The sequence below is a fragment of the Citrobacter youngae genome (genome assembly GCF_003818115.1).
GTDB classification, from domain to species: Bacteria; Pseudomonadota; Gammaproteobacteria; order Enterobacterales; family Enterobacteriaceae; genus Citrobacter; species Citrobacter youngae.
The window spans coordinates 160,111-179,425 of record NZ_RPOI01000020.1 but is presented as its reverse complement, the minus strand read 5'-3'; the positions used below and the strand labels follow the sequence as shown (position 1 = coordinate 179,425).

Below are 19,315 nucleotides of genomic sequence, written 5' to 3'. Positions count from 1 at the left end.
ACAGGCATCATGGACAATAAACGTATTCCTCAAGCCGCGTCGCCCCTGGCGTCGTGGCTTTCTTATCTGGAAAACCTGCACAGTAAAACCATCGATCTTGGCCTTGAACGTGTAAGCCAGGTGGCGCGCAAACTGGGTGTGTTGAAACCCGCGCCATTTGTGTTTACGGTGGCAGGAACCAACGGAAAAGGCACGACATGTCGTACGCTGGAATCGGTGCTGGCCGCAGCAGGCTATAAAGTCGGAGTGTACAGTTCACCGCATCTGGTGCGCTACACGGAGCGCGTACGCGTGCAGGGGAGTGAACTGCCGGAGTCAGCGCATACCGCATCGTTTGCTGAGATCGAAGACGCGCGTGGCGACATTTCTCTGACCTATTTTGAATACGGTACGTTATCGGCGCTCTGGCTGTTTAAACAGGCGCAGATGGATGTCGTTATTCTGGAAGTGGGGCTGGGCGGGCGCCTTGACGCCACCAATATCGTTGATGCTGATGTGGCGGTGATCACCAGTATTGCGCTTGATCATACCGACTGGCTGGGCCCGGATCGTGAAAGCATTGGTCGTGAGAAAGCGGGCATTTTCCGCGCTGAGAAACCGGCTATCGTCGGCGAACCTGAAATGCCTTACACCATCGCGGATGTCGCGCAAGAGTGCGGGGCAATTTTGCAACGCTGCGGCGTGGACTGGCGCTATGCGGTCACCGAGAACGACTGGTCATTTACGGACGCTCACGGAACGTTGGCGCATCTGCCGTTGCCGCAGGTTCCACAACCTAACGCTGCTACCGCACTGGCCGCGCTGCGTGCAAGCGGGTTGAACGTTAGCGAGCAGGCCATTCGTGACGGCATCGAACACGCGATTTTGCCGGGACGCTTCCAGATTGTGAGCGAGTCGCCGCGAGTTATTTTCGATGTTGCCCATAACCCGCATGCGGCAGAATATCTGACCGGACGTCTGAAAAAGTTAGTGAAAAGCGGGCGTGTACTTGCGGTTATCGGTATGCTACATGATAAAGACATTGCCGGTACGTTAGCCTGGTTAAAAAGCGTGGTTGACGTCTGGTACTGTGCGCCCCTGGAAGGGCCGCGTGGCGCAACGGCAGAACAATTGCTGGAGCATCTGGGCAAAGGCGACGCCTACGATAGCGTGGCGCAGGCATGGTCTGCGGCACTGGCTGAGGCGAAGCCAGAAGATACCGTGTTGGTGTGTGGATCGTTTCACACTGTCGCACATGTCATGGAAGTAATAGACGTGGGGAGAAGCGGTGGCGAGTAAGTTTCAGAATCGATTAGTCGGCACAATTGTGCTGGTCGCGCTGGGGGTGATTGTGCTCCCTGGGCTGCTTGACGGGCAGAAAAAACATTATCAGGATGAGTTTGCGGCGATCCCTCTGGTGCCGAAACCCGGCGATCGCGATGAACCAGATATGATGCCAGCGGCAACGCAGGCGCTGCCGACCCAGCCGCCGGAAGGGGCGGCAGAAGAGGTGCGTGCGGGAGATGCTGCCGCGCCATCGTTGGATCCTTCACGTTTGACGACGGCAAACAGCGCGGAGTTAGATCCTGTCCCAGCGCCCGTAGAGCAGCCGAAACCCAAACCGAAGCCGCAGCCTGTTGCCGTCGCTCCGACGCCTGCTCCTGCGCCAGCCCCAGCGCCTAAACCGGCTGCTGAGGAACCGCCAGCGCCGACCGGCAAAGCGTACGTTGTACAGCTCGGTGCGCTGAAAAATGCGGATAAGGTCAATGAGATCGTGGGTAAACTTCGTGGCGCGGGCTTCCGGGTATATACTTCTCCGTCAACGCCGGTGCAGGGTAAAATAACCCGCATTCTCGTGGGGCCGGACGCCTCCAAAGATAAGCTGAAAAACTCGCTGGGCGAGCTGCAGAAGATCTCTGGTCTGAGTGGCGTCGTGATGGGGTACACCCCTAATTAAGGGATTGCGCTGTTTACGGCGCAGCTCTGATTCAGGCCGGATACGGTGTTTTTACCGCTATCCGGCAGTGCCCGAAGAGGCATAAAACGGTATGGCGTTGAAGATTTTTTCAGCGCCATTTTTATTTACGCGTGGAAAGGAAATCCCTACGCAAACGTTTTCTTTTTCTGTTAGAATGCGCCCCGAACAGGACGACAGGGCGTAAAATCGTGGGACACATATGGTCTGGATTGATTACGCCATTATCGCGGTGATTGGTTTTTCCTGTCTGGTTAGCCTGATCCGTGGCTTTGTTCGTGAAGCATTATCGTTGGTGACTTGGGGTTGTGCTTTCTTTGTCGCCAGCCATTACTACACTTACCTGTCTGTCTGGTTTACGGGCTTTGAAGACGAACTGGTTCGAAATGGGATTGCTATCGCGATACTGTTCATCGCGACACTTATCGTCGGCGCTATCGTTAACTTTGTGATAGGCCAGCTGGTAGAGAAAACAGGCCTGTCGGGTACCGACAGGGTGTTGGGGATTTGCTTCGGAGCTCTGAGAGGGGCGCTGATCGTCGCCGCCATCTTGTTCTTTCTCGATACATTTACCGGTCTGTCGAAAAGTGAAGACTGGAGTAAGTCGCAGCTGATCCCGCAGTTCAGTTTCATCATCAGATGGTTCTTTGACTATCTGCAAAGCTCGTCAAGTTTCTTGCCCAAAGTATAAACTTTGGGTTGTTGCTGAACGAGGAAAAGACGTATGTGCGGTATTGTCGGTATCGCCGGTGTTATGCCGGTAAACCAGTCGATTTATGACGCGTTAACGGTGCTCCAGCATCGTGGCCAGGATGCCGCTGGCATCATCACCATTGATGCCAACAACTGCTTCCGCTTGCGTAAAGCGAACGGAATGGTGAGCGACATTTTTGAAGCGCGCCACATGCAGCGTTTGCAGGGCAACATGGGCATTGGTCATGTGCGTTACCCAACGGCCGGCAGCTCCAGCGCCTCTGAGGCCCAACCTTTCTACGTCAACTCACCGTATGGCATCACGCTTGCCCACAATGGCAACCTGACCAACGCGCATGAGCTGCGTAAAAAGCTGTTTGAAGAAAAGCGCCGCCACATCAATACCACTTCAGATTCTGAAATTCTGCTGAATATTTTCGCCAGCGAGCTGGATAATTTCCGCCACTATCCGCTGGAAGCCGACAATATTTTTGCTGCTATTGCCGCAACCAACCGCCAGATCCGCGGCGCCTATGCCTGCGTGGCGATGATTATCGGCCATGGTATGGTTGCTTTCCGCGATCCGAACGGCATCCGCCCGCTGGTGCTGGGTAAACGTGATATCGGCGATGGTCGTACCGAATACATGGTGGCCTCCGAGAGCGTAGCGCTGGATACGCTGGGCTTTGAATTCCTGCGCGACGTTGCCCCTGGCGAAGCGGTTTATATCACCGAAAAAGGTCAGTTGTTTACCCGCCAGTGTGCCGATAACCCGGTCAGCAATCCGTGCCTGTTTGAATATGTCTACTTCGCACGTCCTGACTCCTTTATCGACAAGATTTCCGTCTACAGCGCCCGCGTAAACATGGGTACCAAGCTTGGCGAAAAAATTGCTCGTGAATGGGAAGATCTGGACATTGACGTGGTGATCCCGATTCCGGAAACCTCCTGTGATATCGCGCTGGAAATTGCCCGTATTCTCGGTAAGCCGTACCGTCAGGGTTTTGTGAAAAACCGCTACGTGGGCCGTACCTTTATCATGCCAGGCCAGCAGCTGCGCCGTAAATCCGTGCGCCGTAAACTGAACGCCAACCGTGCGGAATTCCGTGATAAAAACGTGTTGCTGGTGGATGACTCCATCGTGCGCGGTACGACCTCAGAACAGATTATCGAGATGGCGCGTGAGGCAGGAGCGAAGAAGGTGTATCTGGCCTCTGCTGCCCCGGAAATTCGCTTCCCGAACGTTTATGGTATCGATATGCCTACGGCGACGGAGCTGATTGCTCATGGTCGCGAAGTGGACGAGATTCGCCAGATAATTGGCGCAGATGGTCTTATCTTCCAGGATCTGAACGATCTGATTGAAGCCGTCCGTGCTGAGAACCCGGATATTCAGCAGTTTGAATGTTCCGTGTTTAACGGCGTGTACGTCACCAAAGACGTCGACCAGCAATATCTCGATTTCCTCGACTCCCTGCGTAATGACGACGCCAAAGCGATTTTGCGTCAGAACGAAGCGGAAAACCTTGAGATGCACAACGAAGGTTAATGTTTGCTCGCAAGCAAGGGCGCAACCTGCACCCTTGCTTGCAACTCACCGTAATTTCCTGCAAAGTCGGCCCTGAGCAAGTAAGGGCGATTACACATGAAACGACTCATCATTGGTATTTCTGGCGCAAGCGGGGCAATTTACGGCGTGCGCCTGCTGCAGGTTTTGCGTGACGTTACCGATGTGGAAACCCATCTGGTGATGAGTGCCGCTGCCCGGCAGACGCTGGCGCTGGAAACGGACCTCACCGTGCGTGACGTACAGGCGCTGGCGAATGTGACTCACGATACGCGCGATATCGCCGCCAGTATCTCTTCCGGCTCTTTTCAGACCGCCGGAATGGTTATCCTGCCGTGTTCCATTAAAACGCTTTCCGGCATCGTTCATAGCTATACCGATGGGCTGCTGACCCGTGCGGCAGATGTGGTGTTGAAAGAACGCCGCCCGCTGGTGCTGTGCGTGCGCGAAACGCCGCTGCATTTGGGGCATCTGCGCCTCATGACCCAGGCGGCAGAAATTGGCGCAGTAATTATGCCGCCTGTCCCGGCGTTCTATCATCGCCCGCAAACGCTCGATGATGTGATTAATCAAACGGTTAACCGCGTACTTGACCAGTTCGATATTTCCCTTCCACAGGATCTGTTCACCCGCTGGCAAGGGGCGTGAGCCGTTCCATTAGCGTGCAAAGAAGCGTCCGTTGCCCTGTTTCAGGGCAATTTTGTAACCGCGATCATATCCTCAACATTTAATTCGCTAAAACTCAACGAAACGCTGCGGTTCAACCGTCAGACCTGCTATCTTCAAAATCAGGACATTATTGCAACGTTTTATTAACATATTTAACGTCGAATATCCTCATCGACGCGAAAATGGCATAAGACCTGCATGAAAAAGTCTGCAAACACACAACACAACGTAAAACATAATAAAATTACGCCACTTGAGGGTTATGTATGAAGAAGACGGTTCTTGCTTTGTCTTTGCTGGTAGGACTTTCCGCCACCGCGGCCAGCTACGCAGCACTTCCGCAGACGGTTCGTATTGGTACAGATACAACATACGCACCTTTTTCCTCTAAAGATGCCAAAGGCGACTTTGTCGGCTTTGATATCGATCTGGGAAATGAGATGTGTAAGCGCATGCAGATCAAATGTACCTAGGTTGCCAGCGACTTTGATGCGCTGATCCCGTCGCTGAAAGCGAAAAAAATTGACGCCATTATCTCCTCGCTTTCTATCACCGAGAAGCGTCAGCAAGAGATTGCGTTCTCAGACAAACTTTACGCAGCAGACTCACGTCTGATCGCCGCGAAAGGTTCCCCAATTAAACCGACTCTGGATTCCCTCAAGGGTAAACACGTTGGCGTGCTGCAAGGCTCTACTCAGGAAGCCTATGCCAATGACAACTGGCGTAGCAAAGGCGTGGATGTGGTGGCCTATGCGAACCAGGATCTCATTTATTCTGACCTGACGGCGGGTCGTCTCGACGCGGCGTTGCAGGATGAAGTCGCGGCCAGCGAAGGCTTCCTGAAGCAGCCTGCCGGTAAAGACTACGACTTTGCAGGTCCTTCGGTAAAAGATAAAAAATACTTTGGCGACGGAACCGGGATTGGTTTGCGCAAAGATGACACCGAGCTGAAAGCCGCTTTTGATAAAGCGCTGGGTGAACTGCGCAAAGACGGCACTTACGACAAAATGGCGAGTAAGTATTTTAACTTCAATGTCTACGGCGATTAATACGCCGCAGCGGGGAATTGACTGCACCATTGCGGGTAACCATTACGGTGCATAATACATTCAGTGCACTTTTTTGGTGCTTTTGTCGTTGGCTTAATAAGCATGAGTGCATACTTAAGCGCTTTTCATGCAAATAAATACCGCCGACAGGGTAGAATGCTTTGCCTTGTCGGCCTGATTAATGGCACGATAACTGCACCTGGTCCTGTAAAGATCCCCTATAAAAGACAGTCTGTTGAGGATAGTTATGAAAAAACTGGTGTTGTCTCTTTCTCTGGTTCTGGCTTTCTCCAGTGCTACCGCAGCATTTGCCGCCATTCCGCAAAAAATTCGTATCGGTACCGATCCTACTTATGCTCCGTTCGAATCGAAAAATGCGCAGGGTGAATTAGTCGGTTTTGATATCGATCTGGCTAAAGAGCTGTGCAAACGTATCAATACGCAATGTACCTTCGTGGAAAACCCGCTGGACGCGCTGATCCCTTCGCTAAAAGCGAAAAAAATCGATGCGATCATGTCCTCGCTTTCCATTACTGAAAAACGTCAGCAGGAAATTGCCTTTACCGACAAGCTTTATGCAGCCGACTCGCGTCTGGTTGTCGCTAAAGATTCTGCTATTCAGCCGACTATTGAGTCGCTGAAAGGTAAACGTGTCGGCGTGCTGCAGGGCACGACTCAGGAAACGTTCGGTAACGAGCACTGGGCGCCAAAAGGCATTGAAATTGTCTCCTATCAGGGACAAGACAATATCTATTCTGACCTGACTGCCGGGCGTATTGACGCCGCATTCCAGGATGAAGTCGCGGCCAGCGAAGGCTTCCTGAAACAGCCGGTCGGTAAAGATTACAAATTCGGCGGCCCGTCTGTGAAAGACGAAAAGTTATTCGGCGTGGGTACCGGTATGGGGCTGCGCAAAGACGATAACGAGCTGCGCGAAGCGCTGAACAAAGCCTTTGCTGAAATGCGCGCTGACGGGACTTACGAGAAGCTGGCGAAAAAGTATTTCGATTTTGATGTTTACGGCGGTTAATCACCGCAGGTGCTGATAAAGCCCGTAGATTTTTGACGCGTTGAATTTATGCCTGATGGCGCTGCGCTTATCAGGCCTACGGTGATTTTGTAGGCCGGATAAGGCAAAGCCGCCATCCGGTATTTAACGGTTAGTCTGAAATCAAAAGAGGCTTACTACTCCACCACACACGACAGGACAGGCAGCATGTTGTATGGCTTTTCAGGTGTTATTTTACAGGGCGCAATTGTTACGCTGGAGCTGGCACTCAGCTCGGTGGTACTGGCGGTTCTGATAGGTCTTGTCGGCGCGGCAGCTAAGCTGTCGCAAAGCCGGGCAATGGGGCTTATTTTCGAAGGGTACACAACGCTTATCCGCGGGGTTCCCGATCTCGTCTTAATGCTGCTCATTTTCTACGGGTTACAAATTGCGCTGAATACCATTACCGATGCCATCGGTATCGGCCAGATTGATATCGATCCGATGGTCGCGGGTATAATTACGCTTGGGTTTATCTACGGCGCCTATTTTACCGAAACGTTCCGTGGTGCGTTCATGGCTGTGCCAAAAGGTCATATTGAGGCCGCGACGGCATTCGGTTTTACCAGCTCACAAATATTTCGCCGCATTATGTTCCCGGCGATGATGCGCTATGCCTTACCGGGAATAGGCAACAACTGGCAGGTCATTCTTAAGGCCACGGCGCTGGTGTCACTGCTTGGACTTGAAGACGTGGTGAAAGCCACTCAGCTTGCCGGGAAGAGTACCTGGGAGCCGTTCTATTTTGCCGTGGTGTGCGGGGTCATCTATCTGGTGTTTACCACTGTTTCTAATGGTGTGCTGCTGTACCTTGAGCGCCGCTATTCCGTGGGTGTGAAGAGGGCTGACCTGTGATCGAGATTATTCAGGAATACTGGAAGTCCCTGCTGTGGACCGACGGATATCGCTACACTGGCGTCGCTATCACCCTGTGGCTTTTGATTTCGTCAGTAGTGATGGGCGGAATACTGGCGCTGTTTTTGGCGATTGGCCGCGTTTCCAGTAATAAATTTATCCAGTTCCCTATCTGGCTGTTCACCTATATTTTTCGTGGGACGCCGCTGTACGTTCAGCTACTGGTGTTTTATTCCGGGATGTATACGCTGGAGATAGTCAAAGGCACGGACTTCCTTAACGCATTTTTCCGCAGTGGGCTGAATTGTACCGTGCTGGCATTGACGCTGAATACCTGTGCCTACACGACGGAGATTTTCGCCGGGGCTATTCGTTCCGTACCCCATGGTGAGATTGAAGCCGCGCGCGCATACGGTTTCTCGTCATTCAAACTGTATCGCTGCATTATTTTACCTTCCGCGCTGCGTATTGCGCTGCCGGCTTACAGCAATGAAGTCATTTTAATGCTGCACTCCACGGCGCTGGCATTTACCGCCACGGTGCCTGATTTGTTGAAGATCGCCCGCGATATCAACTCGGCAACGTATCAGCCGTTTACCGCCTTCGGTATTGCCGCTGTACTGTATTTGATAATTTCATATGTCCTGATCAGTCTGTTCCGTAAAGCGGAAAAACGCTGGTTGCAGCATGTATCCTCTAAATGATTCGAGTAACACGATGTCTGAAAATAAATTAAACGTTATCGATTTACATAAGCACTACGGCGAACATGAAGTGCTGAAAGGGGTATCGCTGCAGGCCAATGCGGGTGATGTTATCAGTATTATTGGTTCGTCAGGTTCGGGTAAAAGTACCTTCCTGCGCTGCATTAACTTTCTGGAAAAGCCGAGTGCCGGAACGATTGTGGTTAGCGGTCAGAATATTGGCCTGGTGCGCGACAAAGACGGTCAGTTGAAGGTTGCAGATAAAAATCAGCTGCGTCTGCTACGCACGCGACTGACGATGGTCTTTCAGCACTTCAACCTGTGGAGCCACATGACGGTGCTGGAAAACGTGATGGAAGCGCCGATTCAGGTGCTGGGGCTGAGCAAGCAGGAAGCCCGCGAACGTGCGGTGAAGTATCTGGCCAAAGTCGGTATTGATGAGCGCGCGCAGGGCAAATATCCGGTACATCTGTCCGGTGGTCAGCAGCAGCGCGTCTCTATTGCGCGTGCGTTGGCGATGGAACCGGAAGTGTTGCTGTTTGATGAACCCACATCGGCGCTTGACCCAGAACTTGTGGGCGAGGTGTTGCGTATTATGCAACAGCTGGCCGAAGAGGGTAAAACCATGGTGGTCGTGACCCACGAAATGGGATTCGCTCGACATGTCTCCACGCACGTGATTTTCCTGCATCAGGGGAAAATTGAGGAAGAGGGCGACCCGGAGCAGGTATTCGGTAATCCGCAAAGCCCGCGTTTGCAGCAGTTTCTCAAGGGCTCGCTGAAATAAGTAAGTTGCCCGGAGGCGTTACGCTTTCCGGGCCTACCGCTTTAACGCGCTGTACTCCAGACGATAAACCCAGTCGTCATACGCTATGCCGTTCACTTCATAGGCTTTTTCAAGCACCTGAGTGCGTATAAATCCTGTTTTTTCCAGAATGCGTATCGACCCGGTATTTCCGGCTAATACATAGGCATTTATCGCCGTTACGCCAGCCTGTTGAAAGGCATAATCGCACACGGCACGTACGGCTTCGCTGGCAATCCCTTTTCCCTGCGCCCGCGGCGTGATGGCATAGCCAATATCAGCTTCCTGAGGATAAAGATGGCTTATCTGTAAGCCAATATCGCCCAGTTGCGCCGTGTTGTTGTGCTCCCGGATAACAAAGGTATGTCGAGCGGAAAGGCGTCTGGCGAAGAGCAGGCGAGTATCTTTGGTTGGGGCGATATCACCCATGAAACGCATGACGTCCGGATTTTCTCGTAGCCGCTGGAAAAAAGGCCAGTCAGCGAGTTGGTATAAAGAGAGAGTAAGTCGGGGTGTTGATATTATCGCCATAACGTCGCCATTGTGGTATTTGGTTTTTTAACCATACCACCACAATGGCAACAGTGAAGGGATATCAGACATTATAGGATGACATCGGCCAGCGCTTCTTCCAAATCGTACCAACGAAACGCAAAACCTGCCCCCTCCAGTCGCTTGGGCAACGCGCGCTGCCCCCCGAGGACCAGCACCGAGGATTCGCCCATCAGCAGCCGTATAGCGGCTGCCGGAACGCGCAGGATCGCCGGGCGGTTTAGGGCATGACCCAGCGCATGGGCGAACTGTTCATTGCGAACCGGGTATGGCGAAACCATATTGAAGGGACCGCGCAGATCGTTATCCAGCAGCCAGATAATCCCGTTGACCATATCGTCAATATGGATCCAGGCCAGGTATTGACGCCCATTGCCGATAGGACCGCCAAGCCCCAGACGAAACGGTGGAACCATCTTTGCGAGGATCCCGCCTGTAGAGGCCAATACAACGCCAGTACGCAGCAAACATACGCGGGTTTTGTCGCTTTGCGCAGCGCTGGCGATCTGTTCCCAGCGGGCGCACAACTTATGGGTGAATTCATTATGTGGCGGTTCTTCTTCCGTCACAACGACTTCACCCAGATCGCCGTAGTATCCCGTAGCGGAACCAGAGATGAGTACGGCAGGCGGCGTGTTGCTGACTTTGATTAAATCGACCAGTTTCTGCGTAATCCCCCAGCGGCTCTGGCACAAACGCTCTTTTTGCTCAGCGCTCCAGCGTTTGTCGGCGATAGGCTCTCCGGCAAGATTGATGACAGCATCAACGCCATCGAGGTTTTGCTGCTCTTCCAGCCCTTTCCATAGCGTGACCCGGGAGTCCAGAATCTGACGAGCCTTATCAGGAGTACGTGTCACTACGGTAATCTGATGCCCCAGTTCCAGCAGGCGGGGGATCAAATGACGTCCAATCAGGCCAGTACCGCCGGTAATCAGAATCTGCATGTCGCCTCCCGGGTTACGTTTAGCGCTGCCAGCTCAATGTCATGGAAACGGAGTCGGCGTAACGCAATGCGTGAAGTTTATCGATCTCCACTTCAGCATAAGTGACCCAGTGATGTTCGCGTGCGATATCGAGCACATCTTGCGTTAATTTTTCCAACAATGAGAAGCGGTTACTCTCAACGTGCGAAATGATGCTCTTGGTGATGGTGCGATAATTCAGCGCATCGTTGATATCTTCACTGGTCCGGGCTTTGTCTGCTGGATAGTGGATGGCAATATTGATGACGATATCCTGTCGGTTCAGAATCTCTTCTTCTTTAATGCCGATAAAAGTGCGCAGACGAAGGTTTTTTATACGAATAATTGCGTCAGGTTGTGACATTGCAGGTTTCCTCCATGTATGAACCTTTTCATGATACACGAGAACCGAATCGCGTTAACTTTTCTCGCTCTGCGCTTGCTGCATCGCCCGTTCTGTTGCAGGACGAGTACGGATACGTTCGTACCAGTTATTGACCGCCGGATAGTTGTCGAGGTCGATACGCTGGCGCTGGTGGAGATTAATCCACGGCCAGCAGGCAATGTCGGCAATGCTGTAATGATCGCCACCCAGCCAGGGTGATATTTCCAGGCGTTTATTCATGACGTTGTACAGTTGCTGGGTTTCCACCTGATACCGTTCAATGGCGTAGGGGATAGTCTGCGGTGCGAAGTGGCTGAAGTGATGATTTTGTCCCAGCATTGGCCCAAGTCCGCTAACCTGCCAGAAGAGCCACTGCAGCGTGGTGTGGCGCTCGCGTAATTCGCCGCTGAGTAGCTTACCGCTCTTTTCCGCCAGGTAGAGTAAAATCTCGCCAGACTCAAACAGGCTAATGGGTTTTCCGCCATCCTCCGGGACGCAGTCGATGATGGCCGGAATTTTATTATTCGGTGAAATCAGCAAAAAGTCAGGGCGGAACTGGCTGCCTCTGCTGATATCTACATGAATCAGACGGTATTTTAACTGCGCCTCTTCGAGAAACAGTGTGATTTTGTGCCCGTTTGGCGATGGAGTGTAGTAAAGGTCGATCATTTTCAGCGTCCGTTTTGTCATGAACCGGTCACTACAAGTATAGAAGCTGCCGACGTGCGTGAGTTTTCATCAAGTGACAGCGAGAGAAAGACTCTATATTTTGAAAGAAAGCCAATACACTTCAGAGGACATTATGAGCAAACCTGCAATTACGCTGTGGTCAGATGCCAACTTTTTCTCCCCTTATGTACTGTCTGTTTATGTCGCTCTGCAAGAGAAAGGGCTGCCTTTTACGCTGAAAACTGTCAACCTCAATAGTGGCGAACACTTGCAACCTTCATGGCAAGGGTATGCGCTGACGCGGCGCGTACCGGTTCTTGACATTGACGGTTTTGAACTGAGTGAATCCTCGGCGATTGCCGAGTTCCTGGAAGAGCGTTTCGCTCCACCACAATGGGAGCGCATTTATCCGCACGATCTACAAAAACGGGCTCGCGCCCGCCAGGTTCAGGCCTGGCTCCGTAGCGATCTGATGCCTATCCGGGAAGAGCGTTCGACGGATGTGGTTTTTGCTGGCGTGAAGAAAGGTCCGTTGACGGAAGCAGGAAGGGCCAGTGCGGAAAAATTGTTTGCCACGGCGGGCAGTTTACTGGCGCACGGTAAGCAGAATTTGTTTGGTGAATGGTGTATCGCAGACAGCGATTTAGCGCTAATGCTTAATCGACTGGTTCTGAATGGCGATGATGTACCAGAACAGCTCGCAGAGTATGCCACCTTCCAGTGGCAACGCGCTTCGGTACAACGTTTTATCGCGCTTTCAGCGAAGCGTTCCTGCTGAAAGTAGGGACGTAATCCAGTATCATTGAAAGGTATTTTTCAACGAGGGGTGAGTGATGAAACTGATGTTCGCATCGGACATTCATGGTTCGTTGCCGGCTACGGAATGCGTACTTGAACGGTTTGCCCAAAGCGGTGCGCAATGGCTGGTGATACTGGGCGATGTATTGAACCATGGGCCGCGTAATGCGCTGCCAGAGGGCTACGCGCCAGCGCAGGTCGCCGAGCGTTTGAATGAGCAGGCGTCGCGGATAATTGCGGTACGTGGTAATTGCGACAGCGAAGTGGATCAGATGCTTCTGCATTTTCCAATAACCGCGCCGTGGCAGCAAATTCTGACTGACAGCCAGCGACTCTTTCTGACGCACGGACATCTTTTTGGTCCGGATAACTTACCACCGCTCAACACCGGCGATGTGCTGGTTTATGGACATACGCATCTGCCGGTGGCAGAGCGACGTGGGGATATCTACCAGTTTAACCCGGGTTCGGTAAGCATCCCGAAAGGGGGATTTACGGCAAGCTACGGGATTCTGGATGATAATGTTCTCAGCGTGATGGCACTCAATGATCAAAGTATTATTGCGCAGGTCGAGATTAATCCGTAAGTTACCCCACAAACGTAAACGCGCCGTAAGAGCGCTAGAAAAAAGAAGGTTTCCTGATGGTGGAACAGCGTCGTTTGGCAAGTACTGAATGGGTGGATATTGTGAATGAAGACAATGAAGTCATCGCACAATCCAGCCGGGAACAAATGCGGGCACAATGCTTGCGCCACCGTGCAACGTATATCGTTGTACACGATGGTATGGGTAAAATTCTGGTTCAGCGTCGCACTGAGACAAAGGACTTTATGCCCGGTATGCTGGATGCTACCGCGGGGGGGGTTGTTCAGGCTGATGAGCAGCTTCTGGACTCCGCGCGTCGTGAAGCTGAAGAAGAATTGGGCATTGCCGGTGTCCCGTTTGCCGAGCACGGTCAGTTTTATTTTGAAGACCAGAACTGTCGCGTCTGGGGCGGGCTGTTTAGCTGCGTTTCTCACGGACCGTTTGCGCTGCAGGAAGAAGAAATTAGTGAAGTGTGCTGGCTGACGCCGGAAGAAATTACCGCGCGCTGTGATGAATTTACACCGGACTCACTGAAGGCACTGGCGCTGTGGATGACACGCAATGCCAAGAATGAAAGTGCGAAAGCCGAAAAACACGAAGAAGCTGAGTAAATTCAGCACCGCCGATCCTGGATGACGGGATCGGGAGTCGTTGTAGGCCGGATAAGCCGCTGATGCGCATTATCCGGCCTTGTTGTTTAATGGTAGCCCATTATCTGCGCGCCAATCACCACCACGCTGGACATAATAAACAGCAGTCCCAACAGCGTGGCGCCTACCTTCAGCCAGTTACGAAAATCCACCCGACAAACGCCTAACGTTGCCATCAGTGATGCCGACGTAGGATAGATAATATGACTGAATCCGTCACCAAACTGGAATGCCAGAACGGTGACCTGACGGTTGACGCCAACCAGATCGCCCAACGGTGCCAGTAGCGGCATGGTCAACGCAGCCTGACCGGAGCCGGAGGTAACGAAGAAATTAAATACCGCCTGGAACAGCAGCATAAACCACGCCGCAATGGCGTTATCCAGACCGCTAATGCCGTTGGCGATGCTGTGCAGCAGGGTATTCAGTACGCTGGCATCGCCCGCTTCACCATTGCCTACCAGCAGCAATATCCCCTTGGCAAAACCAACCAGCAGGGCAGGGGCAATCATCATACGCGCACCCTCAGTAAATGAGGACGCCATGATGTTAACCGTCATGCCGTTGAGCCGAAAGACGACGCCGATAATGCCAATCACCAACCCCATAGTGAAGAACTGGCTGGCAATCTCCGGGATAAACCACGCGTGGACGATAACGCCCCAAATGACCCACACGATCACGCCCGTCAGCACCATCAGTACCAGCCAGTCGCCGAGCGTGAAGCGGCGCTCAATGACCTCATCCTGCTGTTCGCGGAAGAAGCGGTCTGATTCATGCACGCGTGACAGCAGCGGATTCTTTTTGATGCGCGCCGCGTAGGCCAGCGTGAATGTCAGACCGATCATCGTCGCCACAACCCACACCACGATGCGCAGACCCGAACCCGAGAGCACAGGGACACCGGCAATACCCTGTGCGACAACCACACAGAATGGGTTCATCCACGAACTGGCAAAGCCAATTTGGGTGGCAATGTAGGTCACCAGTACGGTGGTGATACTGTCGTAACCTAAGCGTACCATCAGCGGCGCGATGATAATGGCAAAGGCGACAGCCTCTTCCCCCATGCCAAATACCGCGCCACCCAATGAGAAGAGAATAAACAGCACCGGGATAAACAAGACCTCGTTACCCCGGGTATGGCGGATGAGCGCCAGGATGCCGTTATCAATGGTTCCGGTGCGCATCACGATGCCAAACGCGCCGCCAATCACCAGCATAAACATAATGATGCCAACGGCAGTACCGAATTTAGAGCCGGAGGTTAACCCTTCAAACGGGAAGTTCATCAGACCAGGACTTTCGTCACCGGTGGTAAAGAACTTAACCGGGTGATACTGCTCTTCACCGGCTTCATTGGTCAGAATTCGGAATGAGTGGGGATCAACAACCTTGCGGGTCTTGGTTTGCCCATCAACCTGATACTGCACTTCCTGACTGTCGAACATCCCGACGGGAACAACCCAGGTCGCCAGACTGGTTAAAATGGCGACGAAAAAAATTATCACCAGCGTGTCGGGCATCGCCCACTTTTTGGCTGACCGTGTTTCTGTTACTGCTGACATGAAAGACTATCCCTGTTGCAATGCAAAAGAGGGTAAGTATGCAAACAGGAGAATAGTTATTCATTGATGCAGCGAATCCTGGTAAATGTTTCAGATTATGCAAACGGGAAAAACAGATATAAAAAAACCGGAAATATTAGCTATTTCCGGTTTGATAAGCAGGATGTGTTGCCGGATAAAGCATCCGGCACACGCAGCAAATTACTGCTGCTGCTGGGAAGACTGGATCGCGGTCAGAGCGATGGTGTAGACGATATCGTCTACCAGCGCGCCACGAGACAGGTCGTTCACCGGCTTGCGCATACCCTGCAGCATCGGCCCGATGGAGATCAGGTCGGCAGAACGCTGTACCGCTTTGTAGGTGGTGTTACCGGTGTTCAGATCCGGGAAGATGAACACGGTAGCGCGACCTGCAACCGGAGAGTTCGGCGCTTTGGATTTTGCTACATCAGCCATAACGGCGGCGTCATACTGCAGCGGGCCGTCGATCATCAGGTCAGGACGTTTTTCCTGTGCCAGACGAGTCGCTTCACGTACTTTCTCTACGTCGCTACCTGCACCAGAAGTACCGGTGGAGTAGGAGAGCATTGCTACGCGCGGTTCGATACCGAAGGCAATCGCGGATTCAGCGGACTGAATCGCGATTTCTGCCAGCTGTTCTGCGGTTGGATCCGGGTTGATCGCGCAGTCGCCGTAAACGTAAACCTGATCCGGCAGCAGCATGAAGAACACAGAAGACACCAGGGAACTACCCGGTGCAGTTTTGATCAGCTGCAGCGGTGGACGAATGGTATTCGCGGTAGTGTGAACGGCACCGGAAACCAGACCGTCAACGTCGTCCTGTTCCAGCATCAGGGTGCCGAGAACGACGTTGTCTTCCAGCTGTTCGCGGGCAACGGTTTCGGTCATGCCTTTGTTCTTACGCAGCTCGACCAGGCGTGCAACGTAGCTTTCGCGAACCACTTCCGGGTCAACGATTTCAACGCCAGCGCCCAGCTCAACGCCCTGAGACGCCGCAACGCGGGTGATCTCATCCGGGTTACCCAACAGTACGCAGGTTGCGATACCGCGTTCAGCACAGATAGCGGCCGCTTTAACGGTACGCGGTTCGTCGCCTTCCGGCAGAACAACGCGTTTGCCCGCTTTACGCGCCAGTTCGGTCAACTGGTAGCGGAACGCTGGTGGAGACAGACGACGGCTGCGCTCAGACGTTGCGGTCAGAGATTCAACCCAGTCGGCGTTGATGTAGTTAGCAACGTATTCCTGAACTTTCTCAATACGCTCGTGATCGTCAACCGGAACTTCCAGGTTGAAGCTCTGCAGGCTCAGAGAGGTCTGCCAGGTATTGGTGTTGACCATGAATACCGGCAGGCCGGTTTCGAATGCACGTTCGCACAGCTTAGTGATGCGCGCGTCCATTTCATAGCCGCCAGTCAGCAGCAGGGCGCCGATTTCCACGCCGTTCATGGCCGCCAGGCATGCTGCAACCAGCACGTCCGGACGGTCAGCGGAAGTCACCAGCAGTGAACCTGCGCGGAAGTGTTCCAGCATGTGCGGAATGCTGCGTGCGCAGAAAGTCACAGACTTCACGCGACGGGTATTGATATCGCCTTCGTTCACGATGGTGGCGTTCAGGTGACGCGCCATATCGATTGCACGGGTGGCGATCAGATCGAAGCTCCACGGCACCGCGCCCAGAACCGGCAGCGGGCTGGACTCCTGCAGTTTAGCCGGATCAACTTTGATCACTTTCGCTTTGGAAGAGTCGTCGAAAATCTCAGACAGATCCGGGCGAGTACGGCCCTGCTCATCAACCGGTGCGTTCAGTTTGTTAACGATTACGCCGGTGATGTTGGTGTTTTTCGCGCCGCCGTAGCTGCTGCGAGTCAGTTCAATACGCTCGTTCAGCTGTTCCGGGGTATCGGTACCCTGAGACATGACGAAGACGATTTCCGCGTTCAGCGTTTTCGCGATTTCGTAGTTCAGAGACTGCGCGAACTGATGTTTACGGGTTGGGACCAGGCCTTCAACCAGGACAACTTCAGCGTCTTTAGTGTTCGCGTGATAGTTCGCGATAATCTCTTCCATCAGCACATCTTTCTGATTGCTGGACAGCAGAGATTCAACGTGGCTCATCTTCAGCGGCTCAGCGGCTGGCAGAGAAGAGTTAGCACGCACGATGCTGGTAGTCTGGTCAGGCGCATCGCCACCGGCACGAGGCTGAGCGATAGGCTTAAAGACGCTCAGACGAACGCCTTTGCGTTCCATAGCACGGATCACGCCAAGGCTGACGCTGGTCAGGCCGACGCTGGTTCCGGTAGGGATCAGCATAATAATACGGGACACGGTTTATCCTCTTTCGTTACCGCCAATTTAGACGGGTTACAAAACAGCACCGCCAGCTAGGCTGGCGGTGTGAAATCAGGCAGTCAGACGGCTCGCGTCTTGCGCGATAACCAGTTCTTCGTTGGTTGGGATAACCACCGCAGGACGGGTACCTTCTTTGTTGATGAAACCAGATTTGCCGAAACGTGCGGCCAGGTTACGTTCGTGGTCAACTTCGAAGCCCAGAACGCCCAGTTTGCCCAGAGACAGTTCACGAACCATCGCGGCGTTTTCACCAATGCCACCGGTGAAGACAACCGCATCCAGACGACCATCCATCAGCGCGGTGTAGGAACCGATGTATTTCGCCAGACGGTGGCAGTAAACGTCCATTGCACGTTTAGCGTCTTCTTTGGTGGTGTAGTTGTCTTCAACATAACGGCAGTCGCTGGTGACTTCAGTCAGACCCAGCAGGCCAGACTCTTTGGTCAGCATTTTGTTGATCTGGTCAACGCTCATGCCCAGGGTGTCGTGCAGGTGGAAGATGATCGCCGGGTCGATGTCACCGGAACGCGTACCCATCACCAGACCTTCCAGCGGGGTCAGACCCATGGAGGTATCAACACATTTACCGTTACGGATTGCAGAAACAGAACCGCCGTTGCCCAGGTGGCAAGTGATGATGTTCAGTTCATCAACCGGTTTGTTCAGCATTTTTGCCGCTTCCTGAGTCACGAAGAAGTGGCTGGTACCGTGCGCGCCGTAACGACGAACGCCATGCTCTTTGTACAGGCTGTACGGCAGGGCATAGAGGTAAGATTCTTCCGGCATAGTCTGATGGAACGCGGTGTCGAATACGGCCACGTTTTTGTCTTTCAGATTCGGGAAGGATTTCAGCGCTTCAGCGATACCGATCAGGTGTGCAGGGTTGTGCAACGGTGCAAAAGAGGCTGCATCTTTGATACCCTGAATAACGGAATCGTCGATAACTACAGAGCCGGTGTATTTTTCGCCGCCGTGAACAACACGGTGACCAATCGCAGTCAGCTGAGCAGACAGTTCTGGTTTTTGTGCCAGAATAGTATTAACGATAAAATTCAGCGCTTCACTGTGAGCGGCGCCTGCACCTAAAGCCGCTTCTTGTTTACCGCCATCCATTTTCCATTTGATACGTGCTTCTGGGAGATGGAAACATTCGGCTAAACCAGAAAGGTATTCTTCACCGTTTACTGCATCGATGATGGCAAATTTCAGTGAGGAGCTACCGCAGTTCAGAACCAGTACTAACTTACTCGACATGGAAGTACCTATTTATGATACGTGGCTAAAAAAACGTCAGGGAGTCATAGAGCGTAGCGCATGATGACACCGACGTTTATGATTAACATCATGCGCCAGGGTCTTTTTGGGCACGATGGAATAAATACCTTTGAGTCTATGTCATTTTGCGTATTTTTCAGCCAATGGCATACTAT

At 52.8% G+C, this 19,315-nt stretch carries 19 protein-coding genes and 1 pseudogene; 13 read left to right on the top strand and 7 right to left on the bottom strand.

Annotated elements, in window-relative coordinates:
• The first annotated feature begins 9 nt into the window (after positions 1-9).
• From folC to hisP, 10 genes and pseudogenes are all read left to right on the top strand, one after another.
• The gene (folC, locus tag EHN13_RS17615) at positions 10-1,278 is read left to right on the top strand and encodes a bifunctional tetrahydrofolate synthase/dihydrofolate synthase (protein WP_124021812.1); all 1,269 of its coding nucleotides are present in this window, start codon (positions 10-12) and stop codon (positions 1,276-1,278) included.
• Positions 1,268-1,936, top strand: coding sequence for a cell division protein DedD (gene dedD, locus EHN13_RS17610; RefSeq protein WP_061068227.1), 669 nt, complete (start codon positions 1,268-1,270; stop codon positions 1,934-1,936). Before folC ends, dedD begins: the two co-directional genes overlap by 11 nt.
• 220 nt (positions 1,937-2,156) lie before the next feature.
• Positions 2,157-2,645: a colicin V production protein gene (gene cvpA, locus EHN13_RS17605; protein WP_005129678.1), complete on the top strand. Its 489-nt coding sequence runs from the start codon at positions 2,157-2,159 to the stop codon at positions 2,643-2,645.
• A 33-nt stretch (positions 2,646-2,678) separates the two neighbouring features.
• Positions 2,679-4,196 carry an amidophosphoribosyltransferase gene (gene purF / locus EHN13_RS17600; RefSeq protein WP_005129677.1) on the top strand — a complete coding sequence of 506 codons (1,518 nt, stop codon included), beginning with the start codon at positions 2,679-2,681 and terminating at the stop codon, positions 4,194-4,196.
• 96 nt (positions 4,197-4,292) lie between these two features.
• Positions 4,293-4,862 (top strand): UbiX family flavin prenyltransferase, encoded by a 570-nt coding sequence (locus EHN13_RS17595; protein ID WP_115601723.1) that lies wholly within the window; start codon positions 4,293-4,295, stop codon positions 4,860-4,862.
• A 287-nt stretch (positions 4,863-5,149) separates the two neighbouring features.
• Positions 5,150-5,932 (top strand): annotated as a pseudogene (gene argT / locus EHN13_RS17590) (lysine/arginine/ornithine ABC transporter substrate-binding protein ArgT).
• A 247-nt stretch (positions 5,933-6,179) separates the two neighbouring features.
• The gene (gene hisJ / locus EHN13_RS17585) at positions 6,180-6,962 is read left to right on the top strand and encodes a histidine ABC transporter substrate-binding protein HisJ (protein ID WP_003028120.1); all 783 of its coding nucleotides are present in this window, start codon (positions 6,180-6,182) and stop codon (positions 6,960-6,962) included.
• A gap of 186 nt (positions 6,963-7,148) precedes the next feature.
• Entirely contained in the window at positions 7,149-7,835 is a 687-nt protein-coding gene (locus EHN13_RS17580) for a histidine ABC transporter permease HisQ (RefSeq protein ID WP_003028118.1), read from the top strand.
• On the top strand, positions 7,832-8,539 hold the full coding sequence (gene hisM / locus EHN13_RS17575) for a histidine ABC transporter permease HisM (protein ID WP_003028116.1): 708 nt from the start codon (positions 7,832-7,834) through the stop codon (positions 8,537-8,539). The genes EHN13_RS17580 and hisM overlap by 4 nt, the downstream gene beginning before the upstream one ends.
• Before the next feature lie 13 nt (positions 8,540-8,552).
• Positions 8,553-9,326, top strand: coding sequence for a histidine ABC transporter ATP-binding protein HisP (hisP, locus tag EHN13_RS17570; RefSeq protein ID WP_061068225.1), 774 nt, complete (start codon positions 8,553-8,555; stop codon positions 9,324-9,326).
• 33 nt (positions 9,327-9,359) lie between these two features.
• On the opposite strand, the gene EHN13_RS17565 is transcribed toward hisP, so the two are convergent.
• From EHN13_RS17565 to yfcG, 4 genes are all read right to left on the bottom strand, one after another.
• Positions 9,360-9,875 (bottom strand): GNAT family N-acetyltransferase, encoded by a 516-nt coding sequence (locus tag EHN13_RS17565; RefSeq protein WP_071887365.1) that lies wholly within the window; start codon positions 9,873-9,875, stop codon positions 9,360-9,362.
• A 71-nt stretch (positions 9,876-9,946) separates the two neighbouring features.
• Positions 9,947-10,840 (bottom strand): TIGR01777 family oxidoreductase, encoded by an 894-nt coding sequence (locus EHN13_RS17560; RefSeq protein WP_124021811.1) that lies wholly within the window; start codon positions 10,838-10,840, stop codon positions 9,947-9,949.
• A 19-nt stretch (positions 10,841-10,859) separates the two neighbouring features.
• Positions 10,860-11,222, bottom strand: a complete 363-nt coding sequence (gene folX / locus EHN13_RS17555; RefSeq protein ID WP_005129505.1) for a dihydroneopterin triphosphate 2'-epimerase — start codon at positions 11,220-11,222, stop codon at positions 10,860-10,862.
• A gap of 54 nt (positions 11,223-11,276) precedes the next feature.
• The gene (gene yfcG / locus EHN13_RS17550; RefSeq protein ID WP_124021821.1) at positions 11,277-11,912 is read right to left on the bottom strand and encodes a GSH-dependent disulfide bond oxidoreductase; all 636 of its coding nucleotides are present in this window, start codon (positions 11,910-11,912) and stop codon (positions 11,277-11,279) included.
• A gap of 133 nt (positions 11,913-12,045) precedes the next feature.
• On the opposite strand from yfcG, the gene yfcF reads away from it, so the two are divergent.
• From yfcF to yfcD, 3 genes are read left to right on the top strand one after another with little or no spacing between them, the layout of a single operon-like run.
• On the top strand, positions 12,046-12,690 hold the full coding sequence (yfcF, locus tag EHN13_RS17545; protein WP_048211062.1) for a glutathione transferase: 645 nt from the start codon (positions 12,046-12,048) through the stop codon (positions 12,688-12,690).
• Between the two features lie 55 nt (positions 12,691-12,745).
• Complete coding sequence (gene yfcE, locus EHN13_RS17540; protein ID WP_124021810.1) at positions 12,746-13,297, top strand: phosphodiesterase; 552 nt, start codon at positions 12,746-12,748, stop codon at positions 13,295-13,297.
• Positions 13,298-13,353: 56 nt separating this feature from the next.
• Positions 13,354-13,908, top strand: coding sequence for an NUDIX hydrolase YfcD (yfcD, locus tag EHN13_RS17535; RefSeq protein WP_048211064.1), 555 nt, complete (start codon positions 13,354-13,356; stop codon positions 13,906-13,908).
• Positions 13,909-13,994: 86 nt separating this feature from the next.
• Here yfcD and yfcC read toward each other — a convergent pair whose 3' ends face one another.
• From yfcC to ackA, 3 genes are all read right to left on the bottom strand, one after another.
• Positions 13,995-15,515 (bottom strand): putative basic amino acid antiporter YfcC, encoded by a 1,521-nt coding sequence (gene yfcC, locus EHN13_RS17530; protein ID WP_116360438.1) that lies wholly within the window; start codon positions 15,513-15,515, stop codon positions 13,995-13,997.
• 201 nt (positions 15,516-15,716) lie between these two features.
• Positions 15,717-17,861 (bottom strand): phosphate acetyltransferase, encoded by a 2,145-nt coding sequence (gene pta, locus EHN13_RS17525; RefSeq protein ID WP_124021809.1) that lies wholly within the window; start codon positions 17,859-17,861, stop codon positions 15,717-15,719.
• A gap of 75 nt (positions 17,862-17,936) precedes the next feature.
• Entirely contained in the window at positions 17,937-19,139 is a 1,203-nt protein-coding gene (gene ackA / locus EHN13_RS17520; RefSeq protein ID WP_048211067.1) for an acetate kinase, read from the bottom strand.
• Between the last annotated feature and the right edge of the window lie 176 nt (positions 19,140-19,315).